This is a genomic window from Fluviicola taffensis DSM 16823 (assembly GCF_000194605.1).
GTDB lineage: Bacteria > Bacteroidota > Bacteroidia > Flavobacteriales_D > Crocinitomicaceae > Fluviicola > Fluviicola taffensis.
Window position 1 is genome coordinate 721,932 of the sequence record NC_015321.1, and the last position, 22,155, is coordinate 744,086.

18 protein-coding genes and 1 tRNA gene are annotated in these 22,155 nt (G+C 36.4%); 8 read left to right on the top strand and 11 right to left on the bottom strand.

Annotated elements, in window-relative coordinates; all coding sequences use genetic code 11:
* Position 1 precedes the first annotated feature (1 nt).
* From FLUTA_RS03145 to FLUTA_RS03170, 6 genes are all read right to left on the bottom strand, one after another.
* On the bottom strand, positions 2-1,567 hold the full coding sequence (locus FLUTA_RS03145; RefSeq protein WP_013685397.1) for a T9SS type A sorting domain-containing protein: 1,566 nt from the start codon (positions 1,565-1,567) through the stop codon (positions 2-4).
* Between the two features lie 60 nt (positions 1,568-1,627).
* Entirely contained in the window at positions 1,628-3,142 is a 1,515-nt protein-coding gene (locus FLUTA_RS03150; RefSeq protein ID WP_013685398.1) for a hypothetical protein, read from the bottom strand.
* 203 nt (positions 3,143-3,345) lie between these two features.
* Positions 3,346-4,455: a hypothetical protein gene (locus FLUTA_RS03155; RefSeq protein WP_148235383.1), complete on the bottom strand. Its 1,110-nt coding sequence runs from the start codon at positions 4,453-4,455 to the stop codon at positions 3,346-3,348.
* A 246-nt stretch (positions 4,456-4,701) separates the two neighbouring features.
* Positions 4,702-7,584 carry a M43 family zinc metalloprotease gene (locus FLUTA_RS03160; protein ID WP_013685400.1) on the bottom strand — a complete coding sequence of 961 codons (2,883 nt, stop codon included), beginning with the start codon at positions 7,582-7,584 and terminating at the stop codon, positions 4,702-4,704.
* Positions 7,585-7,906: 322 nt separating this feature from the next.
* Positions 7,907-9,193: a pyridoxal phosphate-dependent aminotransferase gene (locus FLUTA_RS03165; RefSeq protein ID WP_013685401.1), complete on the bottom strand. Its 1,287-nt coding sequence runs from the start codon at positions 9,191-9,193 to the stop codon at positions 7,907-7,909.
* A gap of 256 nt (positions 9,194-9,449) precedes the next feature.
* The gene (locus tag FLUTA_RS03170) at positions 9,450-10,034 is read right to left on the bottom strand and encodes a T9SS type A sorting domain-containing protein (RefSeq protein WP_013685402.1); all 585 of its coding nucleotides are present in this window, start codon (positions 10,032-10,034) and stop codon (positions 9,450-9,452) included.
* A 199-nt stretch (positions 10,035-10,233) separates the two neighbouring features.
* On the opposite strand from FLUTA_RS03170, the gene FLUTA_RS03175 reads away from it, so the two are divergent.
* Positions 10,234-13,500 (top strand): S41 family peptidase, encoded by a 3,267-nt coding sequence (locus tag FLUTA_RS03175; protein ID WP_013685403.1) that lies wholly within the window; start codon positions 10,234-10,236, stop codon positions 13,498-13,500.
* 78 nt (positions 13,501-13,578) lie between these two features.
* Here FLUTA_RS03175 and FLUTA_RS03180 read toward each other — a convergent pair whose 3' ends face one another.
* Entirely contained in the window at positions 13,579-14,223 is a 645-nt protein-coding gene (locus tag FLUTA_RS03180) for a hypothetical protein (protein WP_013685404.1), read from the bottom strand.
* 298 nt (positions 14,224-14,521) lie between these two features.
* On the opposite strand from FLUTA_RS03180, the gene FLUTA_RS03185 reads away from it, so the two are divergent.
* Genes FLUTA_RS03185 through FLUTA_RS03195 form a run of 3 tightly spaced genes read left to right on the top strand, consistent with a single transcriptional unit; the run spans position 14,522 to position 15,947 of the window.
* On the top strand, positions 14,522-15,097 hold the full coding sequence (locus tag FLUTA_RS03185) for a WG repeat-containing protein (RefSeq protein ID WP_013685406.1): 576 nt from the start codon (positions 14,522-14,524) through the stop codon (positions 15,095-15,097).
* 3 nt (positions 15,098-15,100) lie between these two features.
* Complete coding sequence (locus tag FLUTA_RS03190; protein WP_013685407.1) at positions 15,101-15,424, top strand: tRNA-binding protein; 324 nt, start codon at positions 15,101-15,103, stop codon at positions 15,422-15,424.
* A gap of 40 nt (positions 15,425-15,464) precedes the next feature.
* Positions 15,465-15,947 (top strand): hypothetical protein, encoded by a 483-nt coding sequence (locus FLUTA_RS03195; protein ID WP_013685408.1) that lies wholly within the window; start codon positions 15,465-15,467, stop codon positions 15,945-15,947.
* A gap of 11 nt (positions 15,948-15,958) precedes the next feature.
* On the opposite strand, the gene FLUTA_RS03200 is transcribed toward FLUTA_RS03195, so the two are convergent.
* The 3 genes from FLUTA_RS03200 to FLUTA_RS03210 all read right to left on the bottom strand — a co-directional run bounded on the left by FLUTA_RS03200 (position 15,959) and on the right by FLUTA_RS03210 (position 17,270).
* The gene (locus FLUTA_RS03200; protein ID WP_013685409.1) at positions 15,959-16,516 is read right to left on the bottom strand and encodes a DinB family protein; all 558 of its coding nucleotides are present in this window, start codon (positions 16,514-16,516) and stop codon (positions 15,959-15,961) included.
* 56 nt (positions 16,517-16,572) lie between these two features.
* Positions 16,573-17,106, bottom strand: a complete 534-nt coding sequence (locus FLUTA_RS03205) for a Crp/Fnr family transcriptional regulator (RefSeq protein WP_013685410.1) — start codon at positions 17,104-17,106, stop codon at positions 16,573-16,575.
* Positions 17,107-17,182: 76 nt separating this feature from the next.
* Positions 17,183-17,270, bottom strand: a tRNA-Ser gene (locus FLUTA_RS03210).
* A gap of 172 nt (positions 17,271-17,442) precedes the next feature.
* Here FLUTA_RS03210 and FLUTA_RS03215 point away from each other — a divergent pair.
* The 4 genes from FLUTA_RS03215 to FLUTA_RS20490 are packed head-to-tail and all read left to right on the top strand — an operon-like array spanning position 17,443 to position 21,254.
* A complete protein-coding gene (locus tag FLUTA_RS03215) occupies positions 17,443-18,900 on the top strand; it encodes a GWxTD domain-containing protein (protein WP_043023613.1) in 1,458 nt (485 codons plus the stop codon).
* A gap of 8 nt (positions 18,901-18,908) precedes the next feature.
* Positions 18,909-19,937, top strand: coding sequence for a glycosyltransferase family 2 protein (locus tag FLUTA_RS03220; RefSeq protein ID WP_013685412.1), 1,029 nt, complete (start codon positions 18,909-18,911; stop codon positions 19,935-19,937).
* A complete protein-coding gene (locus FLUTA_RS03225) occupies positions 19,937-20,308 on the top strand; it encodes a hypothetical protein (protein ID WP_013685413.1) in 372 nt (123 codons plus the stop codon). The genes FLUTA_RS03220 and FLUTA_RS03225 overlap by 1 nt, the downstream gene beginning before the upstream one ends.
* 58 nt (positions 20,309-20,366) lie before the next feature.
* Positions 20,367-21,254, top strand: a complete 888-nt coding sequence (locus FLUTA_RS20490) for an SdiA-regulated domain-containing protein (RefSeq protein ID WP_013685414.1) — start codon at positions 20,367-20,369, stop codon at positions 21,252-21,254.
* A 9-nt stretch (positions 21,255-21,263) separates the two neighbouring features.
* Here the strand turns inward: FLUTA_RS20490 and FLUTA_RS03235 are convergent, their stop codons facing one another.
* A complete protein-coding gene (locus FLUTA_RS03235; protein WP_013685415.1) occupies positions 21,264-22,103 on the bottom strand; it encodes a hypothetical protein in 840 nt (279 codons plus the stop codon).
* Positions 22,104-22,155: the final 52 nt, after the last annotated feature.

Genomic DNA, 22,155 nt, shown 5'->3' on the forward strand with positions numbered 1-22,155 from the left:
CTTACTGCTTTACAAATTTCTTCACAAACACTTGATCGCTTGAAGTTATTCTCAAGGTATAGAATCCTTGATTAAAAGGAGAGCAATCTATTACTCCTGAATAATTTCCACGCGATACAATCTTACCATTCAAATCTGTAATTTCATAAAACGATAATTCTTTAGCTCCAGAAATTGATAACGAATTCACTACGGGGTTTGGATACACAACAAATTCCTCTTTTGAATTACCCAGCACTGCTAAATCAGTTGTTAAATCAATTAAATACAAATCATAAGAACCATAACTCGAAATGGTTAAGTCGCCGTCATTACCTGGCGAGGTAGTTGAGTAAGAAAAAGTATAATTATTGTGGCTGTTTTCAAAAAAACCATTCACGATATCTATACTGGTATTCGTTCCAAAAATAAAATCCCATTGATAATCTCCTAAACTATCAAAACCTACAAACCACGCATCATAAGCCCCTTTTACTGTTCCAGCAACCCAAGGATTCCCATCGTTTCTTGCAACTCCATAGACTACCATCCCAAAATCGGTCTTCGAAATACCCTTAAAACTTGAAGCATTTGTTCCACCAAAACTTTGATCCGAAACAATATTTAAATTTTGATCCAATTTTAAAAGCCATGCATCTGTGGTGCCATGTAAAGCAGATTGCTTATTCCCACTCACTTCTGAACGAGAAGAGCCTACAAGATAAATATCCCCATCAAGTTGAAGTCCCTGAAATAAATAATCTATATCTGCACCTCCAAAATTATTTTCTTCAATTATCTGACCATTCATTGAACTAATTTCAAGAACCCAACCGTCGTTAGATCCATAATTGGGGGTGTTTTTATTTCCAGAAACTCCAGACAATGAATTACTCAGAATTAAGACATTACTATTTTGCAACTTAATACTCAATCGATCCATAGGACTATCAACAGAATTCCCTCCATAGGTCTTCTGCCATAATTCTGTTCCTGTAGAATCAATGCCTATTGCCCAAATATCGGTACCTCCGAAACTCGCTTCCGTTTTCGACCCCGAAACTCCACCTTGAGACCCTCCAATAATCACATAATTTGTGTCTGAAATTTCCAATATCGTAGAAGGAACTTCTGCCATTGATGTCCCAAACGATTTTTCCCAAATTTTGTTTCCAGCACTAGATAGTTTAAGCACCCAGTAATCCTTGTCTCCATAATTAACAGATGTTTTATTGCCACTAACTCCAGAATACGAATCTGCCAGAATTAAAATGTTACCACTAGCCAATTCTACGATATATTTAGGCTTATCATCTTGATCTCCTCCAAACGTCTTTTCCCAACGAATTGTTTTATCCGCATTCAAACGAACAACCCAAATATCATCTCCTCCAAAACTAGCTTGTGACTTATCATGATCATTTCCTGCCGAACTCGAAATAAGCAAAAATCCATTATCCTGGCATTTGATCGTTTGGTCAGGGTTATCCCATCCGGAAGTTCCATAATGATACTGTTCTGGTGTAGCGAAATTCTGGGAAAAAGAAATGTTCGAGATGATTAAAAAGAAAAGTAGACTGTTTTTCATAGAATGTTATTTGAATAGTGTTGGGAAGCATTTTTAATACTTCCCAACACCTAAATATAGTTATTTAATCGTTGTAAACTGAATTACTGAACCATCTGAAAACCTGAACTTATTGTACAACACCCCTGTTGGAATCCCTTCAGGCACATTAATTACTCTGGTAACAGAGGCATCTTTCTCAATGATATAATCATCTTTAAACAACAACTCATTGCTTGCATTTCTCAATTCATATCTGAAAGAAACTTTTTTTGTTGCGTTAAAACTCATGCTAAACCTATTCTCTACAATTGGCACCGGATAAGCAGAATAAGACAAGAAATCTTTTTCGGAGATTACTGAATTTGTAGCAGTTGGAACTTCTACATAGTAAGAAGCAATTGATAAATCTGAGTATTGATATATAACAGTATAAAAACCAGCTGGAACAGGATAATTTGCACCAATAAAACGCCCTCGATTATCAAACACATCATCCTCAGCAAATGAAATTTCTGTTAGCCCAGATTTACTGTTCATACTTTTCATCGTAATGCGAGACACATTCTCTGGCCAGTTAACCCCTGCTCCTGTGCCACCTCCCGGATTTGTTACGAACCAATTACATGGAATTTGAACAAGTTGATAGACACCCGACCCACTTCCTGCATGCCATCCAATCTCGTCATAATATTCTTCAAAACAAGGGTCAAAAGATATTGGATTAAGAACCTCATTCGTTGAACTCCAATTGATTGGACCTGAATTGCCATTACAAGCAACAGTTACTGGGTTAGTAGATCCATCATTTACCAAATCTATTGCCCATGAAATAGGATTACTGCAATCACTCTCCAAAACCATTAATGGATCGGATACTACATTATTCCAAACATCTTTATAAGGGCCAAAATATTTAGACACACCAACAACAGCACCATTCATAGGAGTTCCAAATCGGTCATATTTATACTGACCCGGTGGAACATTCATTTCTATAATTGCATCTCCTCCAAATTCAAGAGCATGATCCCAACTAGAAAATCCATAATCAGCAGGATTTTGATTGTTCAAAAATTGATTCCAATAATACCCATCTTGCACCCATTCGTAATAAAAAGGAGTACCAGTTGGTGCTGAAGCAGGCTGCATACTAATTTTAACCCCTTGAAATGGAACATTATTCATTTGTAATCCATAAACATAATTTGGCCCATTACAAACCCAATTACACATGGTTTCAGTAACAGGCCCCATACCTATATCATTTGTCTGTATAACCGTACCAGTATTAGAATTACCTCTAATATCAACCACATAATTTGAATTTCGATATTCTTTTGGGACTTTAAAATAATTAAGACCTAATAAGGTTTTGCTCAGAATTAGCGTGTATTCATACCTGTTTAAACTTGTATTCCAAACACGTTGTTTTATGGAAACTTTCCAATTAGTTACAGATGGATAAGCTGCCTGATTCATAATCAAATACCCATTGGCATTTGCAGGCTTTTTGAAAATTGGAGAAACATCTTGAGCATTCGTAATGAAACTCATAGATAAAACTGTAAGTACAGAATAAAAAATTCTTTTCATAAAAGAAGTAATTTAAGTATCCCTTTTTTATCAGTAGGGATTTTTAGACTGACTTAGACGTGAATAATGGCCATTTATCGTGAATAAGTGAACAACTTTACAAAAAAAAAACGGACTGTTCAAATTTTAAAGAAAATAAATTTGAGTTACATAAAAATCCCCGGCACTTCGACTAAGTCCAGAAACCGGGGATTGTTTTGTGATTATTTGGTGTAGGTGTATTTACGTGATCGGGTGATATTAATTCCTAGTGAAACACCATAAGTTGTTCCATATTTATTCATACTTGCGTAGAAATTCAAAGGAACATTCAAGGCTCCAGGTCGAAAGGTTTTTCCAACTGCAAAAATGAAATTGGTTGAAAAGTAAGTCGCTCCTCTCGTATCTGGTCTTTTGAAATAAGACATTTGGGCTGCATTCACCGCGTTTAATGCATACAATTCTTGGTATGTTCTAAAATTACCATCATAATCTGTTGTTCCAGAAGCTAATCGTTTCATCGAAAAAGAAGGTCCCATAGCAATTTCCCAAGCACCCTTTCCAAATCGAACACCGTGCATAATCGCAAGTGAAGGAATTGGAGAACCGTGTTCCATTCCGGCAACATTTCCTAAAAACTCAAACAATCCGCTAAACTTTTCGCTTCCAGCATACTGCACTTCCAATTGATATCCAATATTGAACAAAACAGGTAACGTTCCTAGTCCACCTTCGCGTTCATTTCTAGTGAAAAACTCCGCATTCTCTCCTGTTGGCACCGCAAAACCAATACGCGGACCCGAATTATTCATTTTCCCCAATCCAGAACTAGCTGTTGGGCCATCTTTAAAAAACAAAGCTTTGTAAACTGATAAATCAACATCCGTTTTGAGCAGTTTATAAATCATGATATCCGTCATTCTGTTCAATTCCCGAGGTTGATTTTCAAATTGTTGAATTTCATTTTGATCAATCTCGCCTGTTTGAACATTGACAATTTTCATAGAAATCAAAATACGGTCGCCCAATCCTTCATAGCTTGCACTGATTGCAAAATCAGCACTTAATTGTTTCCCCACTTTCCCCATACAATCTTTTCCTAAACATTCCTTCATTTTGGTATCACCCAACTTTTCAGCAACATCATAGCGGTCATTCACCACATATTTTTTGGAATTCACTAAACTTTTATAAATCACAGAACGTAAAATATCTTCATTGGAAGGAATGTTTCGAACTTCAATCCCTGCAATCATCATTGATGGAAGTTGAGATACTTGAGCAATCGATTTAAACGAGCAAATCCCAATGCAAACTAGTAATAACTTTTTCATGGTTTTCAATTTTAAGTTTCGAGACAAATTTGCTAGGTATGCATAACACTGGAAAACGGAATTGTGCGCATGACTACAATCGAGTTGCGATTTTCCGTACACGCTTGTCAAATAAAACATTGCATGAATTTTTCGTTAAGTATTGAACACCTAGTTTTTAAGCAAATTCTAAGATTGTTTACAATATCTCGACAACAAAAAAGGCTGCTACATCATGTAACAGCCTTTCAATCAAAAAATAAACTTCTATTTTTCCAAAACAAGAGGAATATGTTGTGTTCCCACATTCGTTAAAACACGAATTGTATAAACACCTTTTGCCATATTTCTTAAATCAACATCCAGTTTGGAAGTTTCAAGATTTGCGATCTCATAAACAACCTGACCAAGTGCATTGAATACTTTTACTGAATTCAAATTCACTTCACCAGAATTAATCGTTATTGATCCAACTGAAGGATTGGGATAAACTGAAATGAAGTCCAACTCATTTTCATCAATAGACGCACAAGCATCAACTGTAACTGTTGTTTGAGCGGAACCAGAACAGCCATTCCCATTCGTGAAATTATACGTTACAGGAGTTGATCCAATTCCAAGTGTTGCTGGATTAAACTGATTTCCTGTTACTCCAGTTCCTGAATAATTTCCTCCTGCCGGATTTCCTTGTGTTAATGTAAACGGGCCATCCGTTGAGCACAACATTGGAACAGAACTAAAAGTAACCGTTGGATTTAGATTAACCGTCACAAAAATACTATTCGATACTGGAGAAACGCAAGACCCAACTGTTGTTGTAACAGCATAAGTTCCAGAAGAGGAAACTGTTATGGAGGATCCATTTGCAGAATTCGACCATGTATTTCCAGAAGGAGCAGAAGATGTCAGTGTAACTGAATTTCCTTGACAAAATGTCGTGGAACCACCAGCAGTAATTGTTGGTGCAGATGGAACTGGATTAACCGTAATGTATCCTGTTTGATTCGAAGCATTAGATCCCCCTAAATTGGTTGCAGTCAACGATACATTGTAAGTTCCAGCAGTTGGATATGTCACAACTTGACTTGCAGAAGTAGACGTTGAAGGAGTTCCACCTGGGAATGACCAACTATATGAAGTTGGATTATTAGTCGAGGTACTTGTATAAGTTACAGATTGGCCAGCACAAATTGCAGTTCCTGTAGAACTAAATGAAGCAACTGGAGCAGTTGGAGCACCACTTACTCCTGTTACATTTATATTGTCAACAAAAAGCCTGTTTCCATATCCCGCAAGATTTCGGAATGCAATCCAAACGGAGCTATTTCCTACAAACGGTGTTAAATTAATTGTTTCAGATCTCCATTGTGTACCAGAAGGAGTAAAAGATCCAGACACTGAAGCTGTTGTTGCCAAAGTAGCTCCAGATTTCGAATAAACGGACGTAAATGTTGCTCCACAATTCGTGGATACCAACACCTCTAATCCATCAGCCGCTCCACTATTAGTTGCATCAAGGGCATAAGCAACATCAAAAGTCAATTGCGCGCTTGAATAAGCAGTGATATCTGCTTTCGGCAAACGTAGCTCATCATTAGCTCCATTTGCAATAGTGATATTGTAATTATCAAACAGAAGGGAATTTCCCGCTGTCGGAGTTATTCCTACAGAACTAGATCTGCTCCAGGTTCCACCACTGGCGTTTACAAGAGTCCACCCTGTAGGAGGAAAAGTTGTAGAAACGAAACCTTGCGAAATTGGCAAACTCACCGTAGTATTTGAATTTACTTGGATATAATTTGTTTTAGATTTAGGATAGGTTGTTCCGTTAGAAGAAGCAGTTACTGTTAAACTTGCATTATAAGTTCCCGCTGTTGGATAAGTAACTGTTGGACTTACCGCGTTTGAAGTTGCAGGCGTTCCACCAGGGAAAGACCATGAATAAGCAGAAATTCCACTTGTTGTACTTGTAGTATAAGTAACTGTTGTTCCTGCACACATCGTAGTTTGATTTGCTGTAAAATCAATTCCACAAAGAGATGTTGTTCCAGGACCTCCAACCATGCTCAAATTGGGTGCAGACCAGATATTACTTCGCCCACCAACTGAGCTTGTTAATGCAGTTCTCATTCTGTCAACTTGTCCTTGTGTGAACATTTTCGAACAATAGGAGTAATCCATGTAATTTTCAATATTATCAATCACATTGGTTGTCCATGAACTGTAATTATTGGGGTCATTTAGATCATTACAAGTGTTGATTGTCGTTACATTCGCACAAGAAGTCACACCAATACACATCGGTGTATCTTGCACGTGATCATCGTCCGCACAGCTTGCTGCATTTCCTGGATTATTATTATCGCCCCAAACATGGGAAAGATTCATCCAGTGACCAACTTCATGTGTTAAAGCTCGACTCAATTGAACGTCTCCAGTACCAATAGAACCACAGTAATCATCTAGGATGAAAATTCCATTGTAAAACATGTTTGTTGCATTTGCTGCAGAGCCACCATTTGGTAAGAAGGTATAACCTGCCGCTCCTCCAAGATCTTTACAGACATAAATATTCAAATACCGATTATGTGCCCAAACTCCTTGATAAACATTGTTTCCAGCAATAACAGCATTTACTTGTAACTGGCCATCATCACCATTGCTCGTAATTGCATTTTGTGTGCGTGTAATTCCGGAGAAACAATTTCCGTTTGGAGCTACGGTAGCAAACACAAAGTTAATCTCTGCATCTGTAGGCATTCCCTGAAATGGAGTTTGAACAGTATTTGCATCTGCATTTAATCTTCTAAAGTCACGATTCAAAATTGCCAAAGCGTCTGCTACTTGTGCATCCGAAATGTTTTCGGTTCCGTTGTTGTGGATGATGTGAAAAACAACTGGAATCGTGTAAATCAACCCTGTTGTTTTTACGGTTGAATTAGGAGTGCCTTTTGGTTTTGGATTAATAGTTTCTCTGAATACAGTCGCAAAGCGTTCTGGATCTTTGATTTGCATTTCTTGCATGCGGTGATGCTGGCTGCATTTTTCAACTTCTTGCGGAGAGACAAGTTGTTGTGCTTTTTGCGTAGTAACCTGTGAAAAGGAAGTAAATCCGCACAGCAAAACTACAGAAAAGACGAGTTTTCTCATAAGCGTAGTTTAATTTTGAAATATAGTTTTTAGTTCTGGACGGAAATTTAACTAAAAAATCGTTTCAAAATCATCATTACTATATCCAGAAATAGAAATGTGAATATCTTCTTTATGAAAATCGCTGATTTATAAGCACCATCAAGTTTCGCAAGCAGATTACGCAGATTCACACAGACATGACGAATGAAATATCTATTGTTTAAACCTAAACAACTCCTGAAAAATCTGCGTAATCTCTTAAATCTAGGTCCACCAAAGCCCAAATTGTCAATCCACCAACAAATAAATCAATAAACTGAATCGGCGAGATCTAATCAGCTTACCTCAACTTTTGCAATGCTGCCTTCAAATTTGAAATAACACCATCTACATCTTCCAATTTACAGGTTCCAACTGAAAGTCTATACCAACTTGAATCATCTGAAGAACCAAAAGCATAAAACGGCACAATAGCCACTTTCGCTTCGTCTAAAATGTATTTGGTAACATCTTGGGTTGTTTCTAACACGTGTCCTGATTCTGTTTTCAATCCGTGTAATTGGAATTGAACGGTCAAATAAATTGCAGCTTCTGGAGCAATCGCATCTACTTTATGTCCTGCTGCTTTCAAGGATTGAATACCAGAATAAAACCCAACTAAGCGTGCATTTATTTCCGATTTGATGTGATTCAAATAAGTATCATAATCACTCAATTCATTCAAATATTTCGCGGTTGCGAGTTGCTCTGCTTTTGGAGCCCAAGCACCTACGTGTGTCAATATCGATTTGATTTTATTAATCACAAATTTCGGTCCCATTGTCCAACCAACACGAACTCCTGTTGCAGCTAAAGATTTTGAAATTCCGTCTACAAACAACGTATATTCACGCATTTCTGGTCTCAATGAAACAGGATTGTAATGCTCAATAGATCCGTGAGTCAATGGCCAGTAAATTTGGTCATACATGACATAAAGAGGCTTCACTCCAAGCAACAACCGTTTTTTATTTTCAGCCAATACTAAATCACAAATCTGTTCCAAATCTTCTTTCGAAAAAACCGTTCCTGTCGGATTTAATGGAGAACAAAGAGCCAACAAACTTGCTTCTGGAAGAAATGGAGCTATCTCTTCTGCACGCGGCATGAAATTATTATCAGAACTCGTTTCAATTAAGATTGGTCGGGCATTATTCAAATAGGTATAATGATTATTATTCCAAGATGGGACAGGGAAAATTACCGCATCTCCTGGATCAACAACAGCTTTAAAAATGGCATAAATAGCTGGGCGAGCTCCACCTGTAATTACAATTTCATCCGTTGCATACTCCAAATCACCGCGCTTACTCAACAATTGAGAAACAGCTTGACGCAATTCTAGCATTCCATCTGCAGCTGGATAATTTGTTTGGTCTTCCGCGTAAGCTTCTTGAATATATTGCTTCAACTCAGCTGGAATTGGAAAAACGGTTGGATTAAAATCTCCGATAGTTAGGTTATACACCTTTTCCCCTTGTTTAATCTTCTCATTGACTTCAGCAGCCAATTTGATGATTTCAGAACCAATAATGTGCTCTGCTAATTTAGAAACCTGGGGTGTAGAACTTTCTTTTTTGATATCCATGACTACTTCAAAATTATTGAAGCAAAAATATACACAATTGTTAGGATATTTGGATGAAAAACCGAAAAACTGGTCAAAAACCGATTATCAGTTAGCGAAAGGTTCAAAGATTAGGTTGAGTGGTTTTGGGAATGGACGTTTAAGATATTAAGACATCAGGATATTAGGACTTACATCTTGCTAGAAGTAAAAAATAAAGTCCTAATATCTTAATATCCTGAAGTCTGCCCCGACACTTCGATGTCTTAAAATCCAATTAGTTCTTCACCAATTTCTCTTGAAGGATTTTTCCTTGAGCATTAATCTCAATCACATAAGTCCCTTGTTTCAAGGAAGAAATATTTAATTGATTTTTGTTTTTCAAATTTTCAGACAAAACCTGTTTTCCAGCCATGTCATAAATCACCACCGTGAAATCCGTTGCTGTTGTTTGGATTGTAATCGTTTCCACTGCAGGATTCGGTCCAAAACTGATTACTGAAGTCGTCTTATTATCAAGACCTAAATTTGGATCAACGACAGTAACTTTGCCTGTCATCATTGCCGAATGGACATCACAACGATACATGTAGATACCTGGCACATTAAATCGTTTTCCAAATGTCCAATTTTGACCCGTTGTCAGCATAGAAAACGATTCTGGATTTGCTGCAAATGTTGCCGTTGTTCCATTCAAATTATGACTCCCATTGTTATTATTAATCCATGTCACTGAATCTCCCAAATCAATTGTTAAATCATTCGGTGACCAAGCCATGGCTTGAGCATCAACTTGATGGTCTGTTTGTCCAAATGCAATTGGTGCAAGACATGTGAAAACTAATTGCGTAATTTTTCTCATAAGCTTCTGTTTTTGTGTGTTCTATAAATAATTCTATCTATCAGACAAGACGCGAAGAATCAATAATGGTTGTATCAATTAAACTCTTTGCGGGTTTATTTAGTTAATTCGTTAGATTCCATGATCAATTCACATCTTTATTCTTTCCTGAATCATATTCTCTTAGATTTCCCTATTTTTAAAATTCTAAAATCAATTTATGAAAAAAGGATTTGCTTGGGTCATGATTGGCGCAATGATTATGAGTCTCAGAATGCCCACTCCACCTCAAGAAGCATCAACGAACCCGCTCTGGATGAGATACCCAGTTATTTCCCCTGATGGAAAGACCATTGTTTTTACTTACAAAGGTGATATTTATCAAGTGCCTGCCGCTGGAGGAGTTGCTGCACCAGTAACCTTAAGTGGTGCGCATGACTTTATGCCCGTTTTTTCTCCAGATGGAAAAACCATTTATTTTGCTTCAGACCGACATGGAAATTTTGATGTTTTCTCCGTTCCGCTTCAAGGTGGGGCTACAAAACGATTAACGTTTCATTCCAGCAATGATTACCCACAATGTCTTTCTGATGACGGAAAAAGAATCATTTTTATTGCAGCTCGTGGCGACAATGCTGCCATGTCTCAATTCCCTTACGGTGCTTTAGGTGAGGTTTATTCTGTAGGAATTGACGGTGGCCGCGAAAAACAAGAGTTATCAATTACTGCTGAAAACATCAAATGGAACAAAGCGGGAACAAAAATGCTTTTCCACGATAAAAAAGGATACGAAGATCCTTGGAGAAAACACCACCAATCATCCGTTACAAGAGATGTTTGGATGTATGAAAAAGAAGGCGACAAATTTACGAAACTGACAGATTTTGGAGGCGAAGATCGAAATCCAGTCTGGAATAGCGACGAATCTAACATCTTCTATTTGAGTGAAAAAAGTGGTTCTTACAATGTTTGGAAAATGAATCCAAGTTCACCAAACGCTGCAACACAAGTCTCCAAATTCGACAAAAATCCTGTTCGTTTTCTATCTGTTTCCAATGAGAACACCTTATGTTATGGATATGACGGCGAAATTTACACACAGAAAGAAGGATCAAATCCGCAGAAAGTAAACATTCAAATTAATGCAGAAGATCGCAATGCAGACAATAAAAACAGCGTTGAAACGGGCGGTGCATCTGAAATTGCTGTGGCTCCAAATGGAAAAGAAGTTGTTTTCACCAACCACGGAGATGTTTTCACAGTTTCTCTTGAAAATGGTGTAACAAAACAAATCACCAATACTCCAGAAGAAGAACGTAACGTGAGTTTTTCTCCAGATGGTAAAGCGATTTTATATGCTTCAGAACGAAATAAAATTTGGGGAATCTACCAAACAACGATGATTCGAAAAGAAGATGCTTACTTCTATGTTTCTACCTTGTTAAAAGAAGAAGCATTGATCGTCACTGATAAAGAATCTTTCCAACCACAATATTCCCCAGATGGTAAAGAAATTGCTTTCTTGGAAAATAGAACTGCAGTAAGCGTTTACAATTTGGCCTCCAAGAAAATTCGAAACGTACTTCCTGAAACGAAAAACTACTCCTACAGCGACGGAGATCAAACATTCAACTGGGCACCTGATAGCAAATACATTTTGGTTTCTTTCTTACAAGATGGAAATTGGCATGAACAAATTGGATTAGTCGATGTGAGTGGAGGAAAACCAATGTTAGAATTAACTCAAAATGGGTTCTCCAATGGTGGTCCAAAATTCCAACTAGATGGAAAAGCAATCCTATGGTTCTCCAACCGCGATGGAATGAAAAATGTTGCTAGTCATGGTTCACAACAAGATGCGTATGCCCTTTTCTTGGATCAAAATGCTTTTGACTTGTTCAAAATGAAAAAAGCAGATTACGAATTGTGGAAAGAACAAAAAGAAAAGACGGACAAGGAAAAAACAACGGAGAAAGAAACTCCTGCAAAAAAAGGAAAAGGTGAAAAAACAGATACAACCAAAAAAGTAGAACCGTTGAAAATTGACCTAACAGGGTTAATGGATCGCCAAGTTCGCTTAACGGAAAATTCTTCTTTCTTGCAAGATGCATTCCTGGATCCAAAAGGAGAAAAGCTCTACTATTTAAGTCCAAATGAAGACGGAACAAACTTATATGTTCGTGACTTCAAAGAACACGAAACAAAAATGCTGATTCCTCTCAAAGCTAATGGCATGTGGAGTACTTCGATGGATAAAGAAGGGAAAAACATCTTCGCAGTGATTGATGGGAAATTAACCCGTTTGGATTTAGAAAAAGGCGAACGAAAAGATATTCCATTCAGAGCTGAACGAACACAAGATAGCTATGCAGAAAGAGCGTATTTGTTTGAACACATGTGGAGACAAGTGAAAACGAAATTCTATGTCGCAGACTTACAAGGAACTGATTGGGATTATTACAAAACAACTTACGCAAAGTTCCTTCCTCATATCAATAACAATTACGACTACGCAGAAATGTGTAGCGAATTATTGGGTGAATTAAATGCTTCACACACAGGATGTCGTTTTTACTCACGACCTGAAAATGGAGATGAAACAGCTCAATTAGGTGTTATTTTGGATGAGAATTTCACAGGAACTGGACTGAAAATTGCTGAAATTTTAGATAAAGGTCCGCTTGTAAGTTCTGAAACTAAAATCAAGGCTGGAGCAATCATTGAAAAAATTGATGGCATTGAAATTAAACCAGAATTGAATTATTACCCGCTCTTGAATCGGAAATCAGGGAAAACAGTTTTACTTTCTGTATTTGACCCTGCAAGTGGGAAACGTTGGGAAGAGATTGTCAAACCAATTTCTACTGGAATACAAAACGAATTGCTTTACCAACGTTGGATTAAGCGCATGCAGGTAATGACCGAAAAATTGTCTGACGGTAAACTAGGTTATATGCATGTTCGTGGAATGGACGACCACAGCTACCGTGAATTCTACAATCAGGTAATGGGGAAATACATCAACAAAGAAGCGTTGATTGTCGATACACGGTTCAATGGTGGAGGTTGGTTACATGATGATTTAGCAACCTTCTTATCGGGAAAACAATACATCAATTTTGTACCTCGCGGTCAGAAAATCGGAATTGAACCAGGATCAAAATGGACAAAACCAAGCTGCGTCATCATGGGAGAAGGAAACTACTCCGATGCGCACATGTTCCCTGTAGTTTACAAAACTTTGGGGATTGGAAAATTAATTGGAATGCCCGTACCAGGAACAGGAACAGCCGTTTGGTGGGAAAATCTACAAGACAATTCATTGATCTTCGGAATTCCACAAGTTGGAGTAATGACTATGGATGGAAAATACTACGAAAACAACCAATGTGAACCAGACTTTAAAGTAGAAAATGACTACAAAACCATGTTGAAAGGTGAAGATGCACAATTGAAAAAAGCGGTTGATGTATTGTTAGGGAAATAGCACACATAATTTACTCAATGAAAACGCCATCCTCAGTTGAGAGATGGCGTTTTTTTTTGTTGTTTCTATCTTTTTAAGTTACTTTCCAAAACGATATCCAACCTGCATATTTACATTGAAGTTCAGTCCGATTCCCGTCGTTTTTGTTGTTTGCACCCCTTCAGTATATTCAAATGGCATTTGGGATCTTGTAACCGAATAAATTCCAGGATTAAATCCAACTGCTGAACCAAGATAAAAATGCTTTCCTAACTGCCATTCCAAACCGTAACCGATACTCAAATTCACTCCAATTTGTTGATAATCATATCCAGTTGAATAAATGATTCCACTTTCATAATGAATACCATCATATTTTGACATCGTAAAACCTATTCCACTATATAGATAAGGAACAAATCGATTTCCAAAGCCATTAAAATAACGTTTATACTGAAAATTTACTCCCAAATATTCATTACGCGTATTTCTTGTGGCAAGCTGAAATTGAGGCCCCAATTCGAACTGGTTCTTCCCATAAGTGTACGTTAACATAGGAAGTATTCCAAGTTTCATTTTTTGGAATAAAATATCAGTTTTGTATTGATCAAAAGTAATACCCGTGCTCAATCCCCACCTTCCTTTTATCGGAGAGGGGTTTTCGGTTTGAGCAGATGCTCCATTACAAGTTAGAAAAATGGCAAATCCAAGCAAGGACGCCTTTAGCGATTTAAGTGATTTCATAAAAATGATTTTAAAATTTGAGCAAAGCTATTTGACTCACTAAAAGTTGAGCTTTCACTTGGCATTTTTTAACGCTCTCACATCACCATTTTAGCATTTGATCACAAAAATGAGAAAAATCAATACTCTCAGAACATTTCCTTTGGATAAAACCAGTTTATCTATAAATTTGAGTCCATTGAATTTTAAAGGTAAATTCAACCAATTGCTAACTAGATGAATCTCATCAATGTAAAAAAACATCAAACAATTCTATGGAATGATTATTGAGAAACAACTAAACACAAACCAATAAACTATGAAACAAAACCTTCTTCCTATTTTACTAATTGCTTTTGCTTGTACTACTTCTCACCCCGAAAAGCATGAGGTAGCTATAAAAGACAATTCCTATTCAGATATCGTTCCTATTAAAGACACCTTGTATAGCACTTCAGCTGGTGAATTTGAATACGGAACTTCTTATGGATACACCAACAAATTTGGTGATACGATTATTCCTGTGGGAGAATTCGAATATTGTTTTAGTGACTTATTTGCAACATTCGCATACGTTTCCGACAAAAAATTCAAAGACAAAGGTATTGTTGCCATAAATAGAAACAAAGAGCTCATTTTTGAAGCATTTATCTATGACAATGGCCCTGACTACATCAATGAAGGTTTATTCCGCATCAAGCGAAACGGTAAAATTGGCTTTGCAGACCTTACTGGAAAAGTAGTGATTGATGCAAAATACGGCTGTGCATATCCTTTCGAAAATGGAAAAGCAAAAGTGTCTTTGGATTGTGAAACGATTCAAGATGGAGAGCATTCCTCTTGGGAAAGTGATAACTGGTTCTACATTGATAAAAAAGGAAATAAAATCAAGTAAAAAATGGAAAACAACCTCACATGGGACGAATTTATGCACGTCGAAATGCGTGTTGGAACGATTATTTCAGCAGAAATATTCGCAGAAGTACGCAATCCAGCGTATAAAATCACCATTGACTTTGGAGAATATGGAATTCGCAAAACTTCCGCGCAAGTAACTGATCTTTACCAAACGGAAGAGTTAATCGGCAAACAAGTTGTTGCAGTCATTAATTTTCCTCCCAAGCAAATTGCCACTATGATGAGCGAATGTTTAATCTTAGGTGGAATTGGAGACAATAAAGAAGTGACCTTGCTTCAGCCAGAACGAGAAGTGAAAAACTGAACACGGATAGGATAGTTACGAATTTTTAATTCTCTGAAAAATGGGTGAGTTCATTATTATTTCAATTGTAGCCGTTTTCCTCATCGCAGGATTTATTGTCTTTCTCCCGATCTTCATTCCAATGATGATTTATGGAAAAATTCAGAATTATTCATTCAAAAAAAAATTCCATGCATATTTACAATCCATTGAAGGTGAAAAAATATTTGTATACAATAGCAGAACAAATAGCCACAGCTACATTAAACAAACAATCCTTCCCCAACTTCCGAAAAATGTTGCATTGGTATATTTAAATGGTCGAATCCCTCAATCTAAATTCGAGACTAAGTATATTTCACATGCACTTTATTCTATTAAGGATAAAAAAGGTTTTCCTTACTTATTAAAAGTTGAAAACGGGAAAATGATCGATAAATCAATTAATAATACTTTCTACAATACCAAAAATCAAAATAAAGACATTCAATTATTACTAAATCAAATCAATCAATTTTATCAGGAATCTGAAATTATTGAGTGAATCTAAACTTTTCAATTTTTTAATTCTCCATTTTCAATTCTCTTCGCCTGCTCCATATGTCTTTGATTATGATAAATCACAAAACGAAAAGTATCCCCTAGTTTCAATTTGATGAGTTTTGTGAGTGTAATACTTGTTTTCGTTTTATTCAAGCTAATTTTGCGGGCTTGATCCAATAATCGGAGCATTTCGGTTTGCTGACTCAAAAACTCATCGATTACACGTTTATCCAATTTGCTATTGATTGGATTCATATTTTGGAAAGTCTTCATTTTGTTCAACTTCTCCTTTGGTAGCATACTGTTCGAAAAATAATTCCCCAACCAACCACTTTTAAAAACGGATTCGTTCTTTCCTTTATTCTCATCAATTCGCTTTGCAATTTCTGGAAGATAAAATCGTCCATACAAATTCAAATGTTCCAAACATTCTAAAATGCTCCAACTCTCCGAATTTTGCTTGAAATTGAGTGCTTCCTCCGATTTATTTCTCAACAATTCTGCCACCTGAACGAGTTTTTTGGTTCTATTCGTTAAATCAACCAACAATGCTTCTGTCTGAATTTTCATCTTGCTCTCTTTTTGACAAAGGTCTCTAACTCTTCTACTAAAAACATTGATTCAAATCAAGACTTTTTAAGTCTTGAAAGCGTTTCGGGTGTCATTCGAAGATAATTGGCAATATGTCGGTTAGGAATTTCTTGAAACAATTGCGGACTTCTTTTCAAGACTCGTTCAAATCGTTCTTTTGGAGATGAAATCAACAAATCCTTTTCGCGTTCAATTTGCTGAACAACCAAATCTTCCAAAATTTGAATCCACAACTTCTGATGATCCTCATTTTCATAAATGAATCTCATAAAGGCTATTTTCGGAATAATCTTTACAACCGTTTTCTTAATCGCTTGAATTACAAATTCGGAGGGAGTTTCAGTCAAAAAAGAATCGAGCGATACCAAAATATTATTTTGATACCCAAAGCGAATAGTTCGTTCTTCATGAACATCGATCACATAAACGCGCAAACTTCCTTCTTCTATAAAATAGATGTTCGTATCGATACTTCCTGCTGTTTTCAGAAACTCATTACGCTCAAGAATAACCAAATTTTCAATCAGTTCATTCTTTTCTATAATCGCAATTAAATCTGCAGGTTTCATGAATTTATTGACTAAATGAGGATCGAATAAATTGATTAAAATAAAAAAGCTCCGAAAATTCGGAGCTTTTTTATTTTGGCGGAGAATGTAGGATTCGAACCTACGGTACCTTGCGGTACAACAGTTTTCAAGACTGCCGCAATCGACCACTCTGCCAATTCTCCGCGACAAAAGTAGTGCTATTTTCCTTTTTGGCAAGCATTATTTGAAAAAAAAATAAAGTTATTTACTTGTCACCTGAAAATCAGCACCCTTTAATCAATGAATTTGCTTTTCCTTCGATTACTTTTCCGTAAATAGGTCAAAATCGCTAACTTTACGGGAGATTCTAGAATTATGAAAAATCTATTTTTGGTATTCATCGCATTCTTTGTACTTTCTTTCCATTCTTTTGGACAGAAAAGTCAGATGAAAGCGTTCATTGATTACAAGAGCTATTATTCTCCTGATCAAGGGGCTTATGTTGATTTACAGTTTCAATTTATTGCCTATACAATTCGTTTTGCTCCAGTGGATTCTATTTTACAAGCAAAAGTTGCTGTTTCAACCATCATTACGGATGTAGCTACTGGCGATACTGTATATACCAATTTATTCGCATTAGAAAGTCCAAGAATGCGTGATTCAATTGTGGAAGATTTCTACGACATCTTGCGCATTCCTTTACAACCAGGGAAATACACTGCTCATGTTGAACTCACAGATATCATTGCTCAGGGAAAACCAGTAGATGGAAAACTTGAAATAGAAGTTTCTGGTGATTCAAAACACGTTTCAAGCTCTGATATTGTTGTTGCTGAAGTAGCTTCACCAAGTACAAATCATGAATCTCCATTCTACAAAAGCGGGTATGAAATTATCCCAAGACTATCGAATTTCTATAGTCAAACAATGAACCGAATTCCTTACTACATCGAACTTTACAATACCCATTTGATTCAAGACAGTAGTTTTGGATTGAGACAACAAATAGTTTCTTCTCAAACAAATCAGGTGGTCCCTGGATTTTCTCGTTTTACGAAGATTAAACCAGAACCAGTGGTTCCCGTATTACGAAATTTAGATATTTCAAAATTACCATCAGGATCTTATCATTTAACCCTTCAAATTATTGATAAAAACAGTCAAACGATTGGTGAAACAGCTGATTATTTCTTTGAACGCATCAATGATAATATTGAAAACGCAGAAAATGTAGAGGAAATAGTTCTAGATCCTGCATTTCAGGCATCAATTACTCAAGATTCTGTCAACTATTATTTGGCAAGTTTAATTCCAATTGCACGACCAGCTGAAATAAAATCAATTCTGAAAACATTGAAAGCTAAAAGTCCTGATTTAAGCCGCAAGCATCTCCAACAGTTTTGGGTTCAAACTTCTGGAGTAGATGCTTATAATCAATGGATGCTTTACAAGAAAAATGTGGTTCTCGTTGAAAAAAATTATGGCTCAAATTTCATGAGTGGTTTCGAAACAGATCGCGGAAGAGTTTATCTTCAATATGGTACTCCAAATACAATTATTGTAAGAGAGAGCTCTCCATCAGAATATCCTTACGAAATTTGGCATTATTATAAAATCAAAACATTTAGCAACAAACGCTTCGTTTTCTATAACCCAGATTTGGTGAATAACGGCTACCGATTATTACATTCAGATATGGTTGGGGAGCAGCAAAATTACAAATGGCAACAAATGCTTGTGAAACGAAACAATTCTGATAACAATATTGATGGAACCAACGGAAATAGTCAGTATGGAGGAAATAGCCAATACTATTACAAACAAGATTAAAAAACTCTGTGCAAAATCCTGACATCGCCGTTGTTATACTCAATTGGAACGGAAAACATTTCTTAGAACAATTTCTACCTCAAGTCATCGCTTACTCTGAGCCTTATCGTGTTGTTTTAGCGGATAATGCTTCAACGGATGATTCTGTTTCATGGACGAAAGAACATTTTCCCAATTTGGAAATCGTTATCAATGATTCTAATGGAGGATTTGCCAAAGGGTACAACGATGCGCTCAAAAAGGTAAAAGCAGATTATTATGTGCTTCTGAATAGCGATGTTGAGGTTAGTGAAAACTGGTTGAATCCACTTGTAGAGACCATGAAAAATCCGGAAATTGCTGGATGTCAGCCAAAAATTCGCTCATTTAAAAACAGAAATACGTTTGAACACGCTGGAGCCTCTGGAGGTTTTTTAGATAAATACCATTATCCTTTTTGTCGTGGTCGAATTATGGATCATGTAGAAATCGATGAAGGACAATATGATTATCCTGCAAAAATATTTTGGGCAACTGGTGCTTGTTTAATGATTCGTTCTGAAATTTATTGGGAAGCTGGTGGATTAGACGAACGGTTCTTTGCGCACATGGAAGAAATAGATCTTTGTTGGAGGATTCATCGAATGGGACTTCATTTCGAAGTGAATCCGCTAAGTGTCGTTTATCATGTTGGTGGAGGAACTTTAAACTACATGAACCCAAAAAAAACTTTTTTGAATTTCAGAAATAGCCTTTTAATGATTCATAAAAACCAACGAGCTGGCTTAACTTATGTACTTTTCAGAAGACTTTGCTTTGACGGATTGGCTGGGTTGGTATTCCTTTTCAGAGGGCAATTCCCCCATTTTTGGGCGGTTTTTAGAGCACATATTTCATTTTACAATCATCTTCCTTCCTCCATAAAAGAACGAAGAGCATGGAAAAAAAGAGATTTAAAAACTCCAATCCGTTTTTATAAAGGGAGTATTCTTTGGGCTTTATACATTCAAAAAGTATTCAAATTCAAAGATTTAAATCAACGAAAAATGGATCTCTAATGAGCTCATCTTTAGCAGTATTTTTAGGTGGTTATCCACATCCCATTCGCGAGTTATTTCTAAAAACAAAAGAATTACTGGAAACAGAATTGCCCAATAGTTTCCAAGAACTAGATATCGCTGCAAAAATGCTTGCTTTTAGCTATGGATCTGGATACAAAGGAATGATTTGCGTCTTACTTCCATCTCAAAGAGGAATCAAATGTTCATTCAGTAAAGGCGTCGAACTTTCCTCTAAATCGAATTTATTAATGGGAGATGGTAAGAAAACCCGTTACGTGGAGATTACACCTTCTATATTGAAGAACGTCGAATTCATTGAGCTAGTCAGAAATGCAAAACGCTACTATGAAATGACTTCGGGGGAATAAAACGTTAATTCAACTTAAAACTCCAAGTATTACAGTGCTTCTTTTATATTTTTAAGGAATGAAATGTACATTATCACTCTTACTTTTTGTTTTATTGAAATTCAATTTTGGATTTGCTCAAGTTTCTATTCCCTACAATTTAAAGCAGGAAAAAGAAACAATTATCCTTCCGAACGAATTGCGCGAAATCTCGGGCTTAACAATCATTGATTCAAAAACGTTGGCTTGTGTGCAAGATGAAGAGGGAATCGCCTTCATTTATGATTTATCTACTCAAAAAGTAATTCGGAAAATTGATTTCGCTGGACCTGGTGATTATGAAGGAATTGCTCCCGTAGGAAAAGATCTCTATATTTTACGCAGTGATGGCGAGCTTTTTCAAATTCAAAATTTTACCAAAAGCAATCCGAAAATTGATTCCATTGCAACTGGAATTCCAAACAAAGACAATGAAGGATTGTGTTTTGACAAGGAAAATAAACGATTGTTGATTGGTTCTAAGAGTAAAATAGCAAAAGGTGCAGCCTTTAAAAATATTCGAACGATTTATGCTTTCGATTACACGAAAAAGAAATTACAGAGCGAGCCTATCTACAGCTACGACATTACAGTCATCAAAGATTTTGCGCAAAACCAAGGTATTGAACTCCCAACCAAACAAAGCAAGAAAAACCCAGAAGAACAAGAAGTAGCTCTGAAATTTCAGCTTTCAGGAATATACATTCATCCAACCAGCAAATTGTTATATGTGCTTAGCGCATCCGATTTTTACTTGTTCGTGTTCAATCACAAAGGGGAAATTCAACATTTAGAGATTCTAGATCCTGTAAAATTCAATAAAGCCGAAGGAATTGCAATCATGCCAAATGGTGACTTATATGTTTCAAATGAAGGTCAGGCAGGATTACCAAAAATTCTACTTTTCTCGGAAAACAAGAAAAAGTAAGATGGGCGTTTATTTTGTTTTCTTCACTCTATTCGTTAATTGAAGTTGAGCTCCAAAAACAACATTGTACTGCATAAAGAAGAAATGCTGGCTTGCTTTGTCATCAATTTGATTCGTTGTTCGAACATCTGGCATGTGGATAAATCCATATTTCGCTTCGCCTTGGATAAAGAAATATTTGAATAGATTGATTTTCACAGCGCCAACTAAGCCCAATCCATAACCTGCTACATTAAATTTATCGTGTCTTGCATTTCCCAATAGTGTTGTGTTTGTTCTGGGTACTAAAAGTCCTAATCCTGCACCATAAGAAGCACTCAAATTAAAGTGTTTTACATTGATTAAGGCTTCAGATCTTCTTACTTCTAGATTTAAATAATTCAATCCATCTGTATGTTCAAAAAGCAAGAAAGAAGTGTCTAAATACTGCTGCTGGTTGGTGTAAACACCGTCATAAGGGGTTCCTGAATTAGCAATCGTTCCATTCATAGTTACCGTTTGGAAATTTTTCATCACATATTTCATGTGATCTGCTCCAAAAGATATTTCATATTTATCTTTAAAATAATACCCCAATCTTAAATTGTATTGTGGAATTGTAATCGTTTTTGGATTGAAGTAGAGATTTGCTCTAAATAAGGATTGACGGTCATTGGCGATTACATTATTTAGCGTGAAATCATACGATTTTCCTTGAAAATGAATATCCGATTTCGTGTAAGCACTTCTATTCCACCCCCAATAGATGTAAAACGAACCTTTTTTATTTGGTTTCCAAATTTCAATCTTGTCTTGTGCATAGAAATGAGCGGTAGAGGAACAGATCAATAGGAGAAGAAACCATTTCATAATTACTAAATTTTGGTGCAAATTTAATAAAGAAACCGTTCTACTTGTTAGA